The 19,566-nt window shown below is 58.5% G+C and carries 14 protein-coding genes; 7 read left to right on the plus strand and 7 right to left on the minus strand.

Features of this window, described 5'->3' with window-relative positions:
* Positions 1-202: 202 nt before the first annotated feature.
* Positions 203-2,131 (plus strand): CCA tRNA nucleotidyltransferase, encoded by a 1,929-nt coding sequence (locus HB393_RS01700; RefSeq protein ID WP_213803406.1) that lies wholly within the window; start codon positions 203-205, stop codon positions 2,129-2,131.
* Between the two features lie 108 nt (positions 2,132-2,239).
* Here HB393_RS01700 and HB393_RS01705 read toward each other — a convergent pair whose 3' ends face one another.
* The 4 genes from HB393_RS01705 to HB393_RS01720 form a co-directional block, all read right to left on the minus strand.
* Positions 2,240-2,533 (minus strand): hypothetical protein, encoded by a 294-nt coding sequence (locus HB393_RS01705; protein ID WP_213803407.1) that lies wholly within the window; start codon positions 2,531-2,533, stop codon positions 2,240-2,242.
* Complete coding sequence (locus HB393_RS01710) at positions 2,533-3,000, minus strand: cytochrome c-type biogenesis protein CcmH (RefSeq protein ID WP_213803408.1); 468 nt, start codon at positions 2,998-3,000, stop codon at positions 2,533-2,535. The genes HB393_RS01705 and HB393_RS01710 overlap by 1 nt, the downstream gene beginning before the upstream one ends.
* Complete coding sequence (locus tag HB393_RS01715) at positions 2,993-5,059, minus strand: heme lyase CcmF/NrfE family subunit (RefSeq protein WP_255550708.1); 2,067 nt, start codon at positions 5,057-5,059, stop codon at positions 2,993-2,995. Before HB393_RS01715 ends, HB393_RS01710 begins: the two co-directional genes overlap by 8 nt.
* A gap of 173 nt (positions 5,060-5,232) precedes the next feature.
* Positions 5,233-5,613 (minus strand): response regulator, encoded by a 381-nt coding sequence (locus tag HB393_RS01720; protein WP_213803409.1) that lies wholly within the window; start codon positions 5,611-5,613, stop codon positions 5,233-5,235.
* Between the two features lie 269 nt (positions 5,614-5,882).
* Here HB393_RS01720 and HB393_RS01725 point away from each other — a divergent pair, with 269 nt between their 5' ends.
* Together HB393_RS01725 and HB393_RS01730 are read left to right on the plus strand one after the other, a co-directional pair.
* Positions 5,883-7,745 carry a sodium:solute symporter family protein gene (locus HB393_RS01725; RefSeq protein ID WP_213803410.1) on the plus strand — a complete coding sequence of 621 codons (1,863 nt, stop codon included), beginning with the start codon at positions 5,883-5,885 and terminating at the stop codon, positions 7,743-7,745.
* Between the two features lie 32 nt (positions 7,746-7,777).
* A complete protein-coding gene (locus HB393_RS01730; RefSeq protein ID WP_213803411.1) occupies positions 7,778-8,032 on the plus strand; it encodes a hypothetical protein in 255 nt (84 codons plus the stop codon).
* Between the two features lie 56 nt (positions 8,033-8,088).
* Here HB393_RS01730 and HB393_RS01735 read toward each other — a convergent pair whose 3' ends face one another.
* The gene (locus HB393_RS01735; RefSeq protein WP_213803412.1) at positions 8,089-9,684 is read right to left on the minus strand and encodes a heme peroxidase family protein; all 1,596 of its coding nucleotides are present in this window, start codon (positions 9,682-9,684) and stop codon (positions 8,089-8,091) included.
* Between the two features lie 352 nt (positions 9,685-10,036).
* Between HB393_RS01735 and HB393_RS01740 the strand changes: the two genes are divergently transcribed.
* Positions 10,037-12,535: a serine/threonine-protein kinase gene (locus tag HB393_RS01740; protein ID WP_213803413.1), complete on the plus strand. Its 2,499-nt coding sequence runs from the start codon at positions 10,037-10,039 to the stop codon at positions 12,533-12,535.
* A gap of 174 nt (positions 12,536-12,709) precedes the next feature.
* Here the strand turns inward: HB393_RS01740 and HB393_RS01745 are convergent, their stop codons facing one another.
* A complete protein-coding gene (locus HB393_RS01745; protein ID WP_213803414.1) occupies positions 12,710-13,699 on the minus strand; it encodes a hypothetical protein in 990 nt (329 codons plus the stop codon).
* A gap of 406 nt (positions 13,700-14,105) precedes the next feature.
* Between HB393_RS01745 and eno the strand changes: the two genes are divergently transcribed.
* The 3 genes from eno (at position 14,106) to HB393_RS01760 (ending at position 18,879) form a co-directional block, all read left to right on the plus strand.
* Complete coding sequence (eno, locus tag HB393_RS01750) at positions 14,106-15,398, plus strand: phosphopyruvate hydratase (protein WP_213803657.1); 1,293 nt, start codon at positions 14,106-14,108, stop codon at positions 15,396-15,398.
* A gap of 658 nt (positions 15,399-16,056) precedes the next feature.
* A complete protein-coding gene (locus HB393_RS01755; RefSeq protein WP_255550747.1) occupies positions 16,057-17,418 on the plus strand; it encodes an alginate export family protein in 1,362 nt (453 codons plus the stop codon).
* 189 nt (positions 17,419-17,607) lie between these two features.
* Positions 17,608-18,879, plus strand: a complete 1,272-nt coding sequence (locus tag HB393_RS01760; RefSeq protein WP_345944977.1) for a cupin domain-containing protein — start codon at positions 17,608-17,610, stop codon at positions 18,877-18,879.
* A 142-nt stretch (positions 18,880-19,021) separates the two neighbouring features.
* Here the strand turns inward: HB393_RS01760 and HB393_RS01765 are convergent, their stop codons facing one another.
* Positions 19,022-19,522, minus strand: a complete 501-nt coding sequence (locus HB393_RS01765) for a nuclear transport factor 2 family protein (protein ID WP_213803417.1) — start codon at positions 19,520-19,522, stop codon at positions 19,022-19,024.
* Between the last annotated feature and the right edge of the window lie 44 nt (positions 19,523-19,566).

Raw genomic sequence — 19,566 nt, forward strand, 5'->3', positions numbered from 1 at the left:
GCGAATTTGCCACTGCTGTGTTACATTTGAGCTTTGCGTTGAGCTTCAAGATCTTTCTAAACGGTTGATATGTCGGGCTTTAGAGTCGGGATCTGCAGTCTGTAGAGATATGGGACAAGGACCGATTCGGGCTGGACGGCGGGCGGTTTAGGCTGAATGGCGCAAACCCGGCAACCGCCGGTATGGAGTGTACGCAGCAGATATGGCCGACTACATCTACCTGCTTGAAAACAGACTTTCTGCCGCGCAACAGGCGGCGTTACTTGCAGTGCGCGAAGTTGCTCGTGCCAAAGGGCTTACGGTATTTCTCGTAGGCGGTGCAGTACGCGATCTTACCAGTGGATCGCCCGTAAGAGACCTGGATGTAGTGGTTCAGGGAAATGCTCTCAAGCTCAAGAAAGATATAGAGAAAGTTGGCGGCTCGATCTCGGGAGAGTTCGAAACCGGCCAGTCCCTCTTTGTTCGATTTGAGGGTGGGGTGCGGATGGAGATTGGCAGCACGCTGTCGGTCACCTTCCCCAAGCCCGGCAAGATGCTCGTCAAACCTGCGACCATCCTTGAGGACCTTCGGCGGCGGGACTTTACCGCGAACGCCATGGCCCTCTCCCTCAACGACGGCTCCTACGGCCTGCTGATGGACCCCCTGAACGGCGTGGCGGACATCGAAAACCGCGAGCTGCGGCTAGTCACCAACTACGGCTTCATCGAAGATCCGGTGCGGATGATCCGTGCGGCCCGCTACATGGCTCGCCTCGGCTGGACGATGGAAGAGCGGACTCAGGCCCGTTATGAGACCGGCAAGCAAGAGGGTTATATCTCTGCGATGCAGGACTTCCACCGCGGCTATGAGACGGAGGAGATCTTCCACGAGGAGGATCCTCTGCGTGTCCTGCGGCGGCTGGAGAACGAGGGTTGGATGCAGCACCTCTTTCCAGCGCTGAGCGCGGCCAAGGCCAATGTTCCGGAGCTGGACCGTCTGCGCGAGAGCCAGACCCAGTTGCAGATGCAGGGTATTCATCCCGAGGCAGCGGCAGCGAACTTTCCGCTATTGACCGCAAAGATGACCCCCAAGGAGATCGCCTCTCTGAAAGAGAGCTTCCCGCGGAAGGGCTTTGTGGATGAGATCGCCGCGCTCGAAGGCGACACCAAGGAGTTTTTGACCCAGTTCACAGGCAAAGGCGCGGCCCTGCCGTCGCAGGCCTGGAAGCTGCTGCACACCGCCAAGCCTGAGGCGGTCCTATGGGCGGCACACACCAGCAAGAGCCCCTCCGTGCTGGCGAAGTTCAAGAGCTTCTACACCGAGTGGCCACAGGCTAAGTTGAAGATTCCATACGCCCAGATGCAGGAGATGCGGATTGTGCCCGGTATCCCAGGCTACGGCGAGCTGTTGGACAAACTCTTCTTCGAGCTGATGGACGGAAACCTGGGCACCGTCGAAGAGATGAAGGCCTTCCTCGAGCCTTACTCGCCGCCCGCTCCGCCGCCTACGGTACACCTGCGTCGGCCCCGAGCGGCCAAGAAGGACGCCAAAGTCGCCAAGGGCAAGAAGAAGGACACCGGCGACGAGGATGACGAGGACAATCTCTCTGACGACGGCGATGAGATCGAGCTGCCCGAACCGGATGTAGATGCGGACGAAGATGACGAAGTGGATGAAGACGACGAAGCCATCGAAAAGCCTGTAAAGGCAACGAAGGCTGTCGTCGTGAAGCCCGCGCCGGTCGCCAAGACTGCTCCTGTGGTCGCGGCTCCGGCCAAACCAGCGACAGGCGAGAGCAAAAAGGCCTCCGCTCCTCAGATCGCCTCAAAGACGATCGCCAAGCCAGCCGCGCCTGCAGTGAAAGGGAAGGCGCCCGTCAAGCAGGCAGTAAAGGCCGTCGCGAAGCCAGCGGCAAAGGCTCCTGCGAAGAAGGTAGCGGCAAAGCCAGTTGTGGCTAAGAAGGCTGCGGTGAAGGTCGCAGCGAAGAAGGCACATGTAAAACACGCCCCGGTCAAAGTAGCGGCGAAAAAAGCCCCCGCGAAGGCCCCGGCGAAAAAAGCTGTCTTGAAGGCTCCAGCAAAGAGCGCTCCGCTCAAGAAGGCTCCGGCCAAGAAAGCTCCAGCGAAGGTTGCGGCAAAGAAGAAGCGTTAGTCTTCGAAGTTCGAGGAGAGTAGTCGGAAGAACGGCTTACCTATTGCGTGCCGCGGACTCAAGACCCATAGTGCGGATTGAGCTCCACTTTGTGTCCGTAGGAATGATCTAAGCCTTTACCCGTCGACCCAGCACGCCTCGAGCCGTCAGTGCGTCGATCTCCGAGAGAACTAGCGCAGCCTCATCCTCCAGCTCAATCCGTTGACGCTCATAGTCCGCCTCCGGATATTTGCCGGCCTGGAACTCGAAGCTCAGGTCACGCAGGTTCTCGTAGATGACGTCCTTGCGTTCGCGTAGATAGTCCACCCGCGTCTTATCTACCTGCACAAAGGGATTGCGGTCTGGCCAGAAGATATAAAGAAATAGGGCCAGGGTAAGGCCAATCGCAGCCAGAATGCTCATCAGTACTCCGTCTCCCTGCGAATTCGTTCGCGCATCCCATCCACGTTGCTGGCTCCCACCGCCGCTGAGATAGGGATATGCCTGCCGCTACGCAGCTTCCAGACTCGAATCAGAACTGCCGTGCCCAGCGTACCGAGAACGAACAGAACCAGCGGAACGATCCACGCAACGTTATCGAAGCCGCCGCGCATCGGCGCAGCCAACACCGTCGCCCCATACTTCTCCACGAACCAGTTCATGATCGAAGTGTCGGTGCCGCCGCTCGCGACCTGCTGCCGCAGCTCCCCAATCATGCGGTCCGAGTCAGGACATCCCACATGGTTGCACTCCAGCAGGATCTGCCCACAGCCACAGGCGCACATCATATGGTGGCCGATCCTGCCGTACCGCGAGTTAGCGTCGCCCGCTCCAAGCATTACCACCGCAAGAAGACAGACGATCAGACCCTGGCTCATCCGTTTAAGCATGATGAGCCTCAGCCGCGATCGGGGCCACTACTGGAACCCGTGCAGGCACAGCCACTCGGACCATATTCGGCACCAGCGCCAGGAACGTTCCAAAGACCACAATCAGTACTCCGATCCAGATCCAGTTCATCAGCGGATTCAGGAACACCTTGATGATCGGCTTGTCCGTATCGGGATTCTTACCCTCATAGATCACATAGAGATCGTTCGCCAAAGTAGACCGCAACGCCACCATCGTCGAGGAGGTCTGGCTTGCAATATAAAACCGCTTCTCCGGCGCCAACTGCGTCAGCTTTTTTCCGCCCTTGAAGACGTCGAGCAGCGCATACTCCGTATCGAAGTTCGGATTGCTGTCCTGGGTAAAGCTCTGGCACACCAGCTTGAACGGCCCCAACTGCATGGAGTCGCCAAAGCCCATCTCCTGTTCACGCGACTGATTGAACGCGCCGCCGGCGATCCCAATGAACATCACCACGATCCCGAAGTGCACCACATAACCGCCATACCGTCGTGTGTTGCGCCGTACCAGCAAAAGCGTTGAGGTCAGCAGATTCTTGCCCGTCTGCGTCCTCACCACTCCCGCGCCGCGCAGGAACTCAGCCGCAATCGCCGTCGTTACCCCGGCTGCCAGCGTGAACGTAATCAGGGAGAAGAGCTCCGCCTGCATGTCGTCACCCGCACTCCACGGCCGAACTCCCAACACCATCGTTGCGATAAACGTGACGCCCATCGCAATACCCGGCAGGACGAAGTTTCTCCGGATCGAACGTAGCGACGTCGAACGCCACGCGAGCAGTGGACCGATTCCCGTCAGGAACAACAGAAACAACCCGATGGGTAAATTCACCCGGTTATAGAACGGCGCACCAACAGTGACCTTCGTGCCCTGCACATACTCACTCAAAACAGGGAAGAGGGTCCCCCAAAGAACCGTAAAGCAGGCCGCCAGCAGCACCAGGTTGTTGAACAGAAAGCTCGACTCCCGGCTCACCAGCGACTCCAGCCGATTCTCACTCTTCAAGTGGTCCTTCTGCTTGAAGAACGTAAACAGGCAAACTCCAAAGATCACGATGATGAACCCGTAGAACCAATCGCCGATATCGGACGATGCGAAGGCATGAACCGAGCTCACGATGCCCGACCGCGTCAGCAACGTCCCCAGGATCGTCAGCATGAAGGTCGAGAAGATGAGCCACACGTTCCAGGTCTTCATCATCCCGCGCTTCTCCTGCATCATGACCGAATGCAGAAACGCAGTGCCCGTCAGCCACGGCATTAGAGAGGCATTTTCGACCGGATCCCAGCCCCAGTATCCGCCCCAGCCCAACACGCTATAGGCCCAGTGCGCCCCCAGAAAGATTCCGCAGGTCAAGAACAGCCAAGTCACCATCGTCCATCGGCGGGTGATATGGATCCACTTCTCCCCTGGATACCTCATCATCAACGCACCCAGCGCAAATGCGAACGGCACCGAGAACCCAACGTATCCCAGATACAACATCGGAGGATGGATCACCATCTCCGGATACTGCAGCAATGGATTCAAACCGAATCCATCCTGAGGCACCGGCCCCGGTTGAATCGCGAACGGCGGCGCGGCAAAGTTCAGTAGAAGAAGAAAGAAGAGCTGTATCGCTGCCAAAATCGTGGAAGCAAACGCTGTAAGCCGCACATCCACCCGATGGCGAATCCGCAGCACAAACCCATAGGCGCTCAACAGCCATGCCCACAGCAGAAGAGAGCCCTCCTGCCCAGACCACAAGGCGGAGAACTTATAGGCAGTGGGCAGCGCCCGGTTCGTATGATGAAGAATATAAGAGACGGAGTAGTCGTTCGTGAACGAGGCCCACACCAGCGCGAACGCTGCCCCGGTCAAAGCGACGAAGCTGCTGATGCCCGCCCGCCGGGCCGTCTCACCCAGCCGTCCTGCGCCCGCGTCGAGCCTGCCCGACCGCGTACGCCAAAGCGCTATTCCACCCATCACCAACGTATAAGCGCTTAAAGTAAGAGCCAGCAGCAAGGTAAAGCTGCCAAACTCCGGCATCGGGTGCAGTCGCATGTTTCCTCTCCTGCCATTCTCTCAGGGGCAGCAGGGAACAGCAACAAAGCTGCTTGGTTACCGCACAAAAGCAATAAGAAAGCGCTCTTGGGGAACCGCCGCACCCGACGCGCAAAATCGCGCTCATTTTTTAAGATGGTCTCTTTATCTCACGGCAGGGTGTTTGGAATCAATCAGGCTCGAGACTGATCCGGCAGCAACAGATTATGCACACTGGCCAGCAAGTTATCCGGAAGCAGAGGTTTAACCCGGAAGACCACGTCCAGCCCCACGTAGTCGGCCTCCGCCTCGTCCAACCCGCTGATCACCAGTACAGGCAGATCGGGATGAGTAATCCGAAGCTCCTCCACGAACTCCGATCCACTCATCTCCGGCATCATATGGTCGGTAATAATCAGCCCAACTTCGGCGGGAAATTCGCTATTCTTAAGCTGATCCAGAGCGCGCCGTGGATTCAACACCGCAATTACGAAATATCCAGCCCTTCGTAAAATCGTCTGCCGTGTCGCTGCCTGTACCGCATTGTCATCAATCAAGAGCACGGCTGGTGTCATTCTTCTGCTAACTCCGTTCAATAATTCGTGGTCTGCAAGGGAAATTAACCCTGAGCCCATTGACAGCCTTTGTCCGACATCCGTCATATGAGTTTGCGCTTAAAGGCGTTGGATGCAAAACGACCAAGCAGAGTTTACCCCTTTTGTTGAAAAAAATTCCCAGGCCCGGGCAGATCTTCCCATCCGCTTCCGGCTAGACGCATGGCACTAAACCGTTTACAGTTGCGCGATGCGGCATCGCCGCTAGAATTGCACTTATAAGGCATATCGTGAACCTCTCGCTCATCGACTGGCTGATTATGCTGGTCTACTTCGTCTTTGTTTTGGGCATCGGCTTTGCCCTCAAGCGCTACATGCGCACCAGCAACGACTTCTTTCTCGCCGGACGCTCCATCCCCGCCTGGGTCTGCGGCCTAGCCTTCATCTCCGCCAACCTCGGAGCGCAGGAAGTCATCGGCATGGGCGCCTCGGGCGCGAAGTACGGCATCATCACCAGCCACTTCTATTGGATCGGCGCCATCCCCGCCATGGTCTTCGTCGGCGTCTTTATGATGCCGTTCTACTACGGGTCGAAGGCTCGTTCGGTGCCCGAGTACCTGCGCATGCGCTTCGACGAGAAGACCCGCGCCGTCAACGCCTTCTCCTTCGCCATCATGACCGTGCTCTCCTCCGGCATCTCGATGTACGCGATGGCTCTGCTCATCCAGACGCTGGGACTCTTTCACGGCATCATCCCCGACGCCTGGATCTTCCACGTCAGCATCATCCTCAGCGCGGTCATCGTCCTCGGATACATCTTCCTTGGAGGACTCACCAGCGCCATCTACAACGAGGTGCTGCAGTTCTTTCTCATCGTCGCTGGCTTTGCGCCACTGGTCTGGATCGGTCTTCGCAACGTAGGCGGCTGGCAGGGAATCAAGAACACCCTCCCCTCCAACATGACCCACTCCTGGAAGGGCATGGCCCACGCCTCAACCAACACCCTCGGAGTGGAATGGGTCGGTCTGGCCATGGGTCTCGGCTTCGTCCTCTCCTTCGGCTACTGGTGTACCGACTTCCTCGTCATCCAACGCGCCATGGCCGCGGACTCCGAGATCTCCGCCCGCCGCGTCCCCCTCATCGCCGCCATTCCCAAAATGTTCTTTCCCTTCCTGGTCATCCTGCCCGGTCTCATCGCCGTCAGCGTCACCTCGAAGATGGCGACTGCGAATCCCGCGATCCCCTCCGCCCGCGCCGCAGCCGTCTCAGGACACACCATTGTCAGCTCGCCTCCCGGCACCATGCCCAGCGCGACCGTCTCCAAATCAACCGGTGCGCTCGACGACGAGCATCCCAAGGGCATCATCCCTCTCAAGACAGATCCGCTGAGCGGCAAGGCCGTCCTCGACTCCTCCGGCAACCCGGTCTATAACTACGACCTCGCCATCCCGGTGATGCTGCTGCACTTCTTCCCCACAGGCATCCTCGGCCTCGGCCTAACGGCTTTGCTGGCCAGCTTCATGTCCGGCATGGCGGGCAACGTCACCGCCTTCAATACCGTCTGGACCTACGACATCTACCAGTCGTACATCAACAAGAAGGCCACCGACGCGCACTACTTATGGATGGGCCGTATGGCGACCATCGGAGGCATCCTGCTCTCCGTTGGCGCAGCCTACGCCGTCACCAACTTCAACAACATCATGGACGCGCTTCAGCTCGTCTTCTCCATCGTCAACGCGCCTCTCTTCGCCACCTTCCTCCTCGGCATGTTCTGGAAACGGACCACCGGCCACGGCGCCTTCACCGGCCTGCTCTCCGGAACCATCGCCGCGCTGGTCCACCACGGTCTTACCTTGCCCGTCGACGCTGCCCCCGGCATACACGGTGGTTGGATCACCGTCCTCCACCAGTACCCAAGCGACATGGCTCAGAACTTCTGGACCGCCATCTTCGCCTTCTCTATCAATCTCGTGATTACCATCCTGGTCTCGCTCGTCACAACGCCACGCGCCGAGCGCGACCTGGTTGGCCTGGTCTACTCCCTCACTCCGAAACCCATAGAACATCACCTCAGGTGGTACCAGAAACCCGCCACCCTTGCGATCGCCGTCCTCGTCATGCTCGTAGCCCTCAACCTCGTCTTCGCCTAACCCAAACCGCAATCCCTAACCCAGGAGTTCAAATGGGACTCGACATCCGCATCCCCCTAGGTCTCATCTTTCTCATCACCGGCGGAATCATGAGCATCTACGGCTTCGTCACTCGCAACAGCGCCGAGATCTACGAGAAGTCCATGGGCATCAACCTCAATCTCACCTGGGGCGGCCTCATGTTTATCTTCGGCCTCATCATGTTTGTGGTTGGCAGACGCCAGAAGTGGCAGGACGACCCCATCGATCCGCGCCCTTGGGAAAAAGGCGACCGCCCTCTCCCATAGCTCACGCCGTTTAGAGAAAGACAGCGGAGGCCCCAAGACCCTGGGCCTCCACAAGCTTATCCCTTCAAAGCCTCCTCGATCAGCTCACGCAATCCGAACTTGCCGCCCGCCTTCACGGCCTCCGGCTGCCACAGAGGATCCTGCGTGAGGTAAGAGCTCGAATCAGCCAGCATGATTCCCAGGAACGTCTCCGCGACGATCCTTCCGCCAACCGGTCCCAGCTTCCTCGTCGAGATCTTCTTCGCTCCCTGCAAGGTCTTTACCTCTACCGTAGACTCGACGGTCTCCGCCAGAATGTAAGTCCACAGCGGACAGTTGCCGGCAAACGCTCCTCCCGCAACCTTATCGATCGTCATTCGAATATCCGCTTTGTCGCCGGTAAACTTTCCAATCTGAATATCCTTATCCGCCAGCGGAACCAGTCCCATCGCCTTGGCGACAGTTTGTCCGCTCGGCAACCGCATCCTCCAACCGCGCAGCAGGTTCCTGGCCCCCAGGCTCGGAGGCGGATCCGACGCCACCGAAAGAGGCAATCCAGCCAAAGGATTCACCAGAGACGTATCGATCTTGTACGCCAGCTGCATCCGGTTGATATTGTGAGGATCTTTCTGGTCCGGACTATCCACGAGCGTCCCATAGTCCATCGGCTCCAGGTCGATGAACCGCCGCCAATCGATCGCCCAGTTCTCCGGAGGAGGCTGAAACCCACGCAGATCGAGCTGACCCGCCGTAGTCGAGAAGATCGGAACCGGGCCCACCGTCTCGCTCAGCCGATACCCCGGCCTAACCATCGAGTGCCCGAACCGGTACGCCGCCGCTGAAAACTCCAACGGCATGAACGCATCTTCCTTCGGGTGGTAGTACTTCAGGTGCAGGTCGACATGGCCAAGCTTCTTGATCCCCCCTGGAATGATCTGGTCCAACACCGCCTCTGAGACCACGGCAGGTAGAAAGTCATGCAGGACAACCCACTGGTAGTGAAACCGCACCTCCTGCTGAATCCGCGTAAAACCCCAATGCTCATGCTGCGTGGCGATTCGGTTATGAAAGCGGTGAAACAATCCCTGCAACTGAGACACGATGGTATTTTCATCGTTCCTCGGATCGCCGATGATCGCCCTCAGCCGGTTAGGCTTCTGGTTCGCTGGATCGGTAGCCTTCGGAGTCGCCACACTCCGCGGCAGGTCCGTCGCGCCAGCATTCTTCGCCGCTCCGGTAAGTGCCGGACCTCTCAGGAAAAATCGTCCATCGTCGTAGAGATACGGTTGATCGTCAGGCCCTCGCCCATACAGATTGTCCAGATCGAACTTCGGAGTTCTGTAGTCCACCAACGCATCCGGATCGTTCTGTTTCTGCAGGCTGCTCGCCGGGTCGAAGGTCAGGTCATGATCGATGAACTGCCCAAAGTACGTGAACGCCGCCGGAAGACCGCTCTCCTCCGCGTCCGGTCCGTCCTTGGGAGCGTCGAAGTCGGCACTCATCTGCTTGCCCAACTCCTCCAGGTGTTTTTCGCTCTTTCTGTCGTCCGGAAAATCCGCCGCCGGTAGCGTCCGGAAGATGCGCCCAAACGCACCTTGAAAAAGAACCGACCCTCGTGACAAATTCGCTCCACGCACGCCACCGTGTGGCCGCACAATATTTGGCTGCTTCATGAGTTTTCTCCTCAGGTTGATCTGCGTTTTACATATGCTGGACGTCAACGTCTGAGTGTCCGGAGAAGAGACAATCTCGCGACATCGCTATTCCCGCATTCGTCAGGCCCGGTCATTACATACTGGGAGAATTCACCAATCAACGAAAGGGAAGCCGGAGCCCGGAGCAGCCATTAAAGTCAGCTCACTCTTTGTCCGAAGAAATCTATCATAGGAATGAAAATGTCGAGCAGAGAGAATAAAGAATTTTGAGCGGCCCCTATCAAGCCCATCCAGATAGTTTCGTAACTGTTTCAGCCAACAAATACCCTTTGCAAACCCTCCACACCCTCGACCTTGCGATAATGAACCTATGAAGCGCCGCACAATCGAGCACTACGAGTTCATCCGCAAGATCGGCGCCGGCGGCAGCGGAGTCGTCTTCCTCGCCACCGACACCCTTCTCCAGCGCCCCGTCGTCCTCAAACTCCTCAAGCGCGGTAACCTCACCATCCAGCAGATGCGTACCACGCAGCTCCGCGAAGCCCGTCTCGCCTCCGCCATCGACCACCCCAACGTCTGCGCCATCTATGAAGTAGGCGAAGCCCCCGCTGAGTCCGGCACCGGCGAAGAAGCCTACATCGTCATGCAGTACATCCCCGGAAAATCCCTCGACAAGCTCATCTCCGAAGGCCCCTCCAGCCTCCAACTCGTCCTCTCCGCCGGCATCCAGATCTCGGACGGTCTCTCCGCCGCGCACATGCTCGGCATCTTCCATCGCGACCTCAAGCCCGCCAACGTCATGCTCACCGACGGCGGCCTCATCAAGATCCTCGACTTCGGCCTCGCCCGCCGCCTCAACCTCGATCAGGCCGAGTTCGATCCCACCGGCCCCGCCAACGCCCGCACCCCCGCCGGTCCCGGAGCCACCTACACCGCCCGCGGCGGCACCATCGCCTACATGGCCCCGGAGCAGTTCGTCACCGGCCAGTCCTCTGTGCAGTCCGATATCTTCGCCCTCGGCCTCATCCTCTACGAGCTCGCCACCGGCCGTCATCCCTTCCACCGCCCCGACGCACCCGAGTTCCAGACCATCCGCTCCATCCAGTTCGCCGATCCACCCTCCATCCGCGACATCGCACCCGAACTCCCCGTAGAGCTCGAGTCCGTCATCCTGCGCTGCCTCGAAAAGCAGCCCTCCGCCCGCTTCGCCTCCGCAGCCGACGTCCGCGAGTCGCTCAAGATGATCATGCGCTCCATGCAGCTCGACTCCGTCGGCGCACTCGGAGATTCCATGGCCCTCCTCCCCTCGCAGGGCCGCCTTCAGCTCAACCACACTGACGCCCCCGAGGAAGAGAAGCGCAGCACCGGCATCCTCTCCATGCTCGCCGAGCGCTTCCGCGAGTCCGGCGGCCCCGACGTCAGCAAGCAAAACAGCATCGTCGTCCTGCCCTTCATCAACTACGGCCCCGCCGATGTAGCCCCGCTCTACGGATACGCCCTGGCTGACGCCATCGGCGCTCGCCTCGCCCGCATGCCGTCTCTCGTCGTCCGCCCCTCCAGCTCGCTGATGTCCGTCTCCACCCAGCAGCTCGATCCTCTCAGCGTCGGCAAGAAGCTCCTCGTGCACTTCGTCCTGGCCGGCAACTTCCTCCGCTCTGACAAGGGCTTCGACCTCAACTGGCAGCTCCTCGACGTCCCCAGCCAGAGCGTCCGCGCCGGCGGCTCCATCAACGTCGCCTCCTTCGACCTCGTCTCCGTCCAGTCCGAAATCTGCAACGAGGTCTTCAGCACCCTGCAGGGCTTCGGAGATCTCAAGTTTCCCAACGAGACCTCCCGCGGCACATCGCTCGCGCAGGATGTCTCCGAGGAGTACCTCCAGGCCCGCGCCGTACTCTCCTCCTTCATGTCCCGCACCGGCAGCCGCGACGATCTCGACCGCTCCCGCGAGCTTTTCGAGTCCGTCGTCAAGCAGGACGAGGACTACGCCCCGGGCTGGTCCGGCCTCGGCATCACCCACCTCCAGTACGCTCGCCACGGCCTGGGCGGTCAGATGCACGTCCTCGAAGCCCGCCGCGCCTTCGACAAGGCCCTCCAGCTCGACCCCGGCTCCGTAGAAGCCAATCTCTACCGCGTCTACATGCTGCTCTCCCGAGGCGAAAAAGAGTCGGCCCGCCACGGCATCGAGCATCTTCTCCAGACCGCCAGCAACGACTGGAACGTCCACCTGGTCGCCGGCCAGACCCTGCGCATCGACGGCATGTACAACGAAGCCCTCGATCAGTTCAACATCTCCCTGCGCATGAACCCCGCCAACGCCGCACTCATCTACAACAACCGCGCCCGCGTCTACCAATACCAAAATCAGATGGAACTTGCCGGAGACGAGATCGAAAAGGGCCTCACCCTCGAACCCAAGCAACCTCTTCTGCGTATCTCCCTCGGCTACCAGCAGATGCGTACCGGAGACCTGCCCCGCGCCATCGAAACCCTTGAAAACGTCATCCGCGACGAGACCTCCCTCCGCATCGTCTACCCCACCATCGCCCTCTGTTACGTCCAGCTTGGAGACCGCGACAAGGCCGCCACCTTCATCGTCGACGAGACCCTCTCCGCCGCCGAAGCCGACTCCGAGATGGCCTACCGCCTAGCCACCTACTTCGCCCTCGAAGGTGACGAGTCCGAAGCCCTCCACTGGCTCCGCCGCGCCATCTACCTCGGCAACGAAAACTACCCATGGTTCTCCATCAACCCCGCCTGGCGCAAACTCAGCGGCCACGCCGACTTCGAACGCATCCTCGAAGACCTCAAAAAGAGCTACCGCCGCAACCAAAAGAACTGGAAACGCCTCCTAGCCCAGATCCGCGGCTAACGCCGCATTCCTATTTGCAGCCCATCGCTCCTTTTGTCTGTAATCCCTTCTTGTTTGTCATCCCGCAGGGATCTGCTTTTGTCTTCCCCGAAAGCAGAACCACAGCCAGCCATCAATACTCCGACAAAAGAAAAAGCCCGCCGTCCGAAGAAGGCGGGCTCTACTTCGAAGAAGTTATTGGCCGCCCACATTCGCCACATGCATCGGCTTCAGGATCATCGGAGTCGTCAAGCTGAACACCAGCAGTGAATCCTGCGGCAGAGTGGCCTGCCGGTCCTGCTTCAACCACACGATCGTTCCCGCTCCAGCACCGATCCCAGCTCCAACCACCGCACCAACCCCACCGCCGATCATCGCTCCAGCCACGGCGCCTGCTCCGGTCACGCCGCCAACCACCGCCAGCGTCTCCTTTGCATGGTCGCGACGCACCAGCGTCCCTTCACTTCCTATCTTGGTGCTGCTATGAGCGCTCGTATCGATTAACTGCGCATGCAAAATGTACTGCGTCCCATCCGGCAGCGTCACGCTGCGCGGCTCCAGATGCATCATCGCCGAGCCCGAGATCCTGCGTCCGCTGTGCACCTGCGTCACCTTGCCCTCCAACAACGCGCCCGTAGGAAGAATCACCTTCCCATCCTTCAGCACATCCTCGGTCAACTCGGCTGAAAAGGGTGTACCCTCCGCCGTCGTCGCCGTAGAAAGCTCGTGCTTGATCCGCCCCTTCAACAGCGTCCCCTCGCGAAGCTCTCCATCCTTCTCCGGAACGCTGATCACCACGCCCTCGTCATACACTGCCGGATTGACCACCGCAGGCGGAGTCCGATCAACCTCCGTCACAATATTCGCGTCCGGATCGAAGGCGCTCTTGCTCAACGTCACCGGGGCAGCCGGAGCCCCCGGCGCATGATACGGCACATAAGCCCCATAGACCTCACCACTCTGGCTCGTCGGAGGAGCAGCAACAACCGCCGGCGCTGGAGCAACCGGAGTCCCCGCCGCAGGCTTCGTCAGAGGCCGCCTCTCCATAGGCGGAGCATCCGGAGTCGCCTTGATCTCGCTCTGATCCGGGTTCGACACCCCTGTAGTCTGGGCAAATCCCACACCCGGGGCAAGCACAGGTACGGTGGACAGGACAAACGCGGCGGTAGCAATCGACAGCTTCATGGCAAGTTCCTCGGTCGTTCTAAAAATCCTCCGCGCCAGCCAGTCGCCGCGCGGCATATCGTTAGACTCAAAGGTAGTAGTTCAGCCCCTCTCCCAGCCACAAAATGACGCCCAGGAACCCACCCTGCTAATAAGCCTCTACGCGCACACCCACGAAAATCGGTGACATCAGTGAAAATCAGCACTTATCCCCCGAATCACCGTTACGCCGTACCAAGTCACACCACTGCCACACCCCTTTGCTAGAATCCAACAGGTGAGCCGACCCGACGCAGAATTGGTAATGACCATCGCCGCAACCGGCGGTGCCCCCGTCCGCGTCGACCGCCGCCCCAAATTGAACGACCGCCTCAACCACCGCGTCGTGGCCAACTATCCCTCTTCCGACCCCAAAAACAGGAGCAACATGACCGAGATCGTCTCCATCCACGCCCGTGAAATCCTCGATTCCCGGGGCAATCCCACCGTCGAAGCCGACGTAGTCCTCGAAGGCGGCATCAAGGGCCGCGCCGCCGTCCCCAGCGGAGCCTCCACCGGCGAGCACGAAGCCGTCGAGCTCCGCGACGGCGACAAGGAGCACTACCTCGGCAAGGGAGTCCTCCAGGCCGTCGAAAACGTCGAGTCCATCCTCGCCCCCGAACTTACCGGCATGGACGCCTCCAACCAGCGCCTCATCGACGCGACCATGATCTCTATCGACGGCACTGAGAACAAGTCCAAGCTCGGAGCCAACGCCATCCTCGCCGTCTCCATGGCCTGCGCTCGCGCCTCCGCCCTCGCGCTTAAGCTGCCTCTCTACCGCTACCTCGGCGGCGTCAACGCTTGCCTCCTGCCCACGCCTATGATGAACATCCTCAACGGCGGCTCCCACGCCGACTCCAACGTCGACTTCCAGGAGTTCATGGTCATGCCCGTAGGCGCGGAGACCTTCTCCGACGCCCTCCGCTGGGGCACAGAGGTCTTCCACACCCTCAAGGGCGTCCTCAAAAAGAAGGGCTACAACACCGCCGTAGGCGACGAGGGCGGCTTCGCTCCCAATCTCAAGTCCAACGACGAGGCCGTCGACCTTATCCTCGAAGCCATCGAGCTCGCCGGCTACACCCCCGGCGAACAGATTGCCATCGCTCTCGATCCCGCCTCCAGCGAGTTCTACAACAAGGAGACCGGCAAGTACGTCTTCAAGAAGTCCGACAAGCGCGAGCTTTCCTCACAAGAGATGTCCGCCTTCTGGGAGTCCTGGGTCAACCAGTACCCCATCGTCTCTATCGAAGACGGCCTCGCCGAAGACGACTGGGACGGCTGGCGTCATCTCACCGAGCTCATCGGCGATAAGGTGCAGCTCGTAGGCGACGACCTCTTCGTCACCAACACCTTGCGCCTGCAGCAGGGAATCGAGCAGAAGGTCGCCAACTCCATCCTCATCAAGGTCAACCAGATCGGCACCGTCTCCGAGACTCTCGAAGCCATCGAGCTGGCCCGCCGCTTCGGCTATACCTCGATCATCAGCCACCGCTCTGGCGAGACCGAAGACACCTTCATCGCCGACCTCGCCGTCGGCACAGGAGCGGGTCAGATCAAGACCGGCAGCGCCAGCCGCACCGACCGCATCGCCAAGTACAACCAGCTCCTCCGCATCGAAGAAGAGCTCGGCCAATCCGCCGAATTCCTCGGTATCGAGTCCATCAACTTCGGCGAATAACAGAATCCTCTTTCAACATCGCAAGAGTCCCATCCTTCGGCTCCGCTGCCCACAATACATCGTGGGCAGCGGAGCCGAAAGACTTGTTAACACTCTTCTGTTGCCTATGTCCGACTCGACCGGTCCAATCACCTACAAAAAACTACCGCGGAGACCACCCATAACTCACTCCATAGAACTCTAGAAACATAGCTTGACCTCCACCTTGCTAATAAGAACGCAACCCAATATCTAAGCTCATTAACCTCCCCGCCTAATAGAACTACTTCTTGAACAATTTACCCACTTATGGAAATGCATTACTTTTGCATCAAGAAGGCCTTGGCTAAAGATCCCATAAAAATTATGGAATCAAGACCTTACTTTTCTGATATCGCCCACCGCCGAAGCCTTCAGTAGACAGCGTTATTCGTTCGTATCGCCAATGGCAGTACTCGAGAAGTTGCCTATCTTCTTTCGATAACTTTATGCTGTGACGCAACTAGTTATAGACAGCTCAACTTATAAAAGAGACTCGATGACTCGTAAATGGAGAACGCTCAAGTGCTGCACCTTTCGACTCAATACGCGCATCAGATTTCTTAGGCAACAGATCCGTTGCGGACGTCAGGTAAAAGAGAGTGAATGTGGTAGCAGAATGACAATCGCGTGCAATACGATGCGGTTAGCTACAGCGTTGAGGCGATGGGTTAGTTTAGGGTTTGTAATTGCTGGTTGGACCTTAGGTTTATCGCCTGCGCTTGCGCAACAATACGTCGACTATCCTCAGAACTTGGGCAAGGTCCAACCATTCCAACTAAGCGGGGTACCTAAGTGGGCTACCTTGGACATGGACCTTCGAGAGCGCACTGAGAGTCAGACCTCCATCAACTATCAATCAGGCAACGCCCAGGTATATGACCTTACTCGTGTCAGGGGTGGCCTGGAGGTTCGGCCTCTCAAGTGGCTCACTGGATACATCCAGTTTCAGGACACCCACGCTTTGGGTCTCCCACTGGAATTCGTTGCAGGCAACATGCGGGATAGCTTCGATGCCAGGCAAGCCTATCTTGAACTTCACGTTAGTAAATTGAAGATCTTTGCCGGGCGTCAAGAGTTGAAGTACGGCGATGAGCGACTAGTCGGCATCAGCGACTGGACAAACAACAGCCGCACCTGGGACGGCTTTCTTGCTCGCATCGGAGATAAGAATCGTCTCGATCTCTTCAGTACATCGGTCGTGGATGTCAATCCTACTTCGCTCGATAAGCATGGCGACGGCCTCACCTTTCACGGCGCTGTAGGAACCATCGAGACATGGGTGCCCCACACAACCATTCAGCCCTTCGTGTATGTCAAGGCATTTCCGTCGGTGACGGGTCAGCAGGGAATCAAGGGCAGCGAAACTGCTGTAACTCCTGGTGCAGAGATCACCGGTAGACTCTTTGGATGGTTTGACTACAACGCCCTCGGAGCTCTGCAGCGCGGCAGTTACTCGAATGAGTCGATCCATGCCAGCGTAGGGTATATAAAGGCCGGCTACAGTGCGTTGCGCGTCCCATGGAAGCCACGGCTGCGCGCAGAGTACGACTTTGCCTCAGGAAACTCCGGTCGCGATCCGAAGCGCATGGGAACCTTCGATCAGCAATATCCCAGTAACCACAACGCATTCGGACTGACAGATCTATTCGGCTTTCAGAATATCAAGCAGGATCGAATCAACCTTGATCTAAATCCTGCTCGCCATCTTACCTTGCTGATCCAGCAGGAGTGGTTGAACGTCGCCTCGGTCCACGATAACGTCTATAGCGGCCCTGCTGGCGTAGTGATAGCACCGCCTGCCGGAGGATTCTTGAGCGACACCCTGGGCAGGGAGTTCGATGCTGCCGGCAAGTACGTCTTTCACGACTATTGGGTAGTAAACGCCGGAGTAGGACACTTCTCGCCCGGAGGATTAATGACACAGAACGGCCACGGAGCGCCGTTGACCATAGGCTACTTAAGTTTGACCTATCGGTTCAAAGTAAATGGGTCAAAATGAAAGAAGAAAGAAAAGGAGAGAAGCTAAAAGCTGATATTGCTTGGAAGCGCTCTGACATCAGAATACCTCCAAAGCATCTACTTTTGTTGAGACCGACAATAAGTTGAGGCTGACAATAATCAGACAAACGAAACAGATTTAAATCGTTAAAAATAAATGAAGGAACTAGCCAGCTTGGAGGATATCAACGTGTCAGAAGAAAACCTGTTAGAAGAAAAATTTCAATCGAAGGTGAGCCGGCGGAGATTTCTTGAAGCCGGCTCCGCCGTGTTAGTCGCAGCGGCCGGCTTGCAAGCCGCCGAGGGGCAGGAGCCACGCGCCGTCCCGCGGTCCGCAGATCATCATCTGCCAAACGAGGAAGAACCAGGTCCGAACAATACAACACTGGATCGCCAAAACCCCAACTCTGTCTGGGCTCCGGAGACCGATGCAGGCGGTCAACAACCGTTCAAGTACTCCTTCTCCCTCGCGCACAAACGCCTGGAGCAGGGCGGCTGGACGAGACAGGTAACGGTGCGCGACCTTCCTATCTCGAAGAAGATGGCCGGCGTGGAGATGCGCTTGATCTCGGGCGGTATTCGTGAGCTTCACTGGCACGTAGGTGCGGAGTGGGCTCTGATGCTCTATGGCGCCGCGCGAATCACCGCGGTCGACCAGGAAGGCCGCAGCCACGTAAGCGATGTGAAGGAGGGAGACCTATGGATCTTCCCCGGCGGCATACCCCACTCCATCCAGGGCCTGGGCCCCGATGGCTGCCGCTTCCTCCTCGTCTTCGACGATGGAAACTTCAATGAATTTGAAACTTTTTTGATTACAGATTGGCTCGCCCACACCCCGTCGGAGGTACTCGCGAAGAACTTTGGAGTTCCAGAATCGACCTTCGCCAAGGTGCCCAAGAAGGAGTTGTTTATCTTCGGGCGCGAGTTGCCCCGCCCTCTCGCGGAAGAAAAGAGACAGGCCGAGGAGGGCACCGGTCCCGTCCCGCACGCCTTCGACTTCCGTCCCAGCGAGATGCAGCCCAACAAGAAGGCCCGCGGAGGTGAGGTGAAGATCATCGACCGCAAGATATGGCCCGCGACCAACATCGCCGCGGCGATCGTCACGCTGAAGCCCGGCGGCCTTCGCGAACTGCACTGGCACCCCAACGAGGACGAGTGGCAGTACTACGTAACCGGCAAGGGACGAATGACGGTATTCGCCGCCGGAGCTCACGCCCGCACCATGGACTTCGAGGAAGGGGACGTAGGCTACATCGAAAAGTCCATGCCCCACTACATCGAAAATACCGGCGACACCGATCTGGTGTTTATCGAAGTATTTCCGACTCCGTTCTACGAAGATATCTCGCTGGCAGAGTGGATGGCACACACCCCCTTCCGGTTGACGGACGAGCATCTTCAAGTCGGCGAAGATTTCCTGGCGAAGATCAGCAAGAAAGAGGCAGTCGTCACCCCACAGTAAACAGGCCGGAAGTTAGAGACGACAAAGAGGAGCCTTCGTGGCTCCTCTTCGTCGTCTGGCGCTCGAGCCAGCGTGGTCCGTACTTACCCTTGCCACCCAGCGCGACAGCTCCAATCCATCCACCAGCGGCTCTCAGGAACGTCTATTTATGCCCCGCGATCGGAGGCGTCTTCCACTTCAACTCGGCTGGATTCCAGGTCGTCACCTGCGCCGCCATCAAGCCGTCACGGGTCTCATAAGCGTCCGCCCCGCGATAGGGCTCCTTCAGCAGAGGAGAATCAGCGCGCCACTGAACATTGATGGTATCGCCCACAATAAACGTGTGCTCGGCCACCACCTTCAGCCCGCAGGTGCCTCCCTGAGACGGCGGCTTGACCACCTCCGAAAACATCCTCCCCAGCGCCACCTTTCCCCGCACCACCTGCCCGTTCGGACCAAAGAACTCCACGTTGTCAGGGAACTGCGCCATCAAGCGAGTCCAGTCGCAGGCACTAAAAGCCGCCATATGCTCGGCAACGACCTTGGTCGGGGTAGGCTGACGCCTGAGCGGCGGCATCATCTGAGCAAAAATCGGCGAGTAGAGAAAAGACAGAACAAGCAGCCGCCGCGCAGCCAGAAAAGAGGAACCAGAAAGAATCTGCATGCGAGCCAAGATATCAGTTCAGCGGAATCCTTCCATAGAGCCTT

This window comes from Granulicella sp. dw_53 (assembly GCF_018449545.1).
Taxonomy (GTDB): domain Bacteria; phylum Acidobacteriota; class Terriglobia; order Terriglobales; family Acidobacteriaceae; genus Edaphobacter.

What these genes read in the sequence shown, in the direction of transcription:
- HB393_RS01720 (WP_213803409.1), bottom strand. Translation starts at nt 5,613, where the DNA reads ATGACACCAGCCGTGCTCTTGATTGATGACAATGCGGTACAGGCAGCG.
- HB393_RS01745 (WP_213803414.1), bottom strand. Translation starts at nt 13,699, where the DNA reads ATGAAGCTGTCGATTGCTACCGCCGCGTTTGTCCTGTCCACCGTACCT.
- HB393_RS01700 (WP_213803406.1), top strand. Translation starts at nt 203, where the DNA reads ATGGCCGACTACATCTACCTGCTTGAAAACAGACTTTCTGCCGCGCAA.
- HB393_RS01755 (WP_255550747.1), top strand. Translation starts at nt 16,057, where the DNA reads ATGCGGTTAGCTACAGCGTTGAGGCGATGGGTTAGTTTAGGGTTTGTA.
- eno (WP_213803657.1), top strand. Translation starts at nt 14,106, where the DNA reads ATGACCGAGATCGTCTCCATCCACGCCCGTGAAATCCTCGATTCCCGG.
- HB393_RS01715 (WP_255550708.1), bottom strand. Translation starts at nt 5,059, where the DNA reads ATGCGACTGCACCCGATGCCGGAGTTTGGCAGCTTTACCTTGCTGCTG.
- HB393_RS01705 (WP_213803407.1), bottom strand. Translation starts at nt 2,533, where the DNA reads ATGAGCATTCTGGCTGCGATTGGCCTTACCCTGGCCCTATTTCTTTAT.
- HB393_RS01710 (WP_213803408.1), bottom strand. Translation starts at nt 3,000, where the DNA reads ATGCTTAAACGGATGAGCCAGGGTCTGATCGTCTGTCTTCTTGCGGTG.
- HB393_RS01740 (WP_213803413.1), top strand. Translation starts at nt 10,037, where the DNA reads ATGAAGCGCCGCACAATCGAGCACTACGAGTTCATCCGCAAGATCGGC.
- HB393_RS01765 (WP_213803417.1), bottom strand. Translation starts at nt 19,522, where the DNA reads ATGCAGATTCTTTCTGGTTCCTCTTTTCTGGCTGCGCGGCGGCTGCTT.
- HB393_RS01730 (WP_213803411.1), top strand. Translation starts at nt 7,778, where the DNA reads ATGGGACTCGACATCCGCATCCCCCTAGGTCTCATCTTTCTCATCACC.
- HB393_RS01735 (WP_213803412.1), bottom strand. Translation starts at nt 9,684, where the DNA reads ATGAAGCAGCCAAATATTGTGCGGCCACACGGTGGCGTGCGTGGAGCG.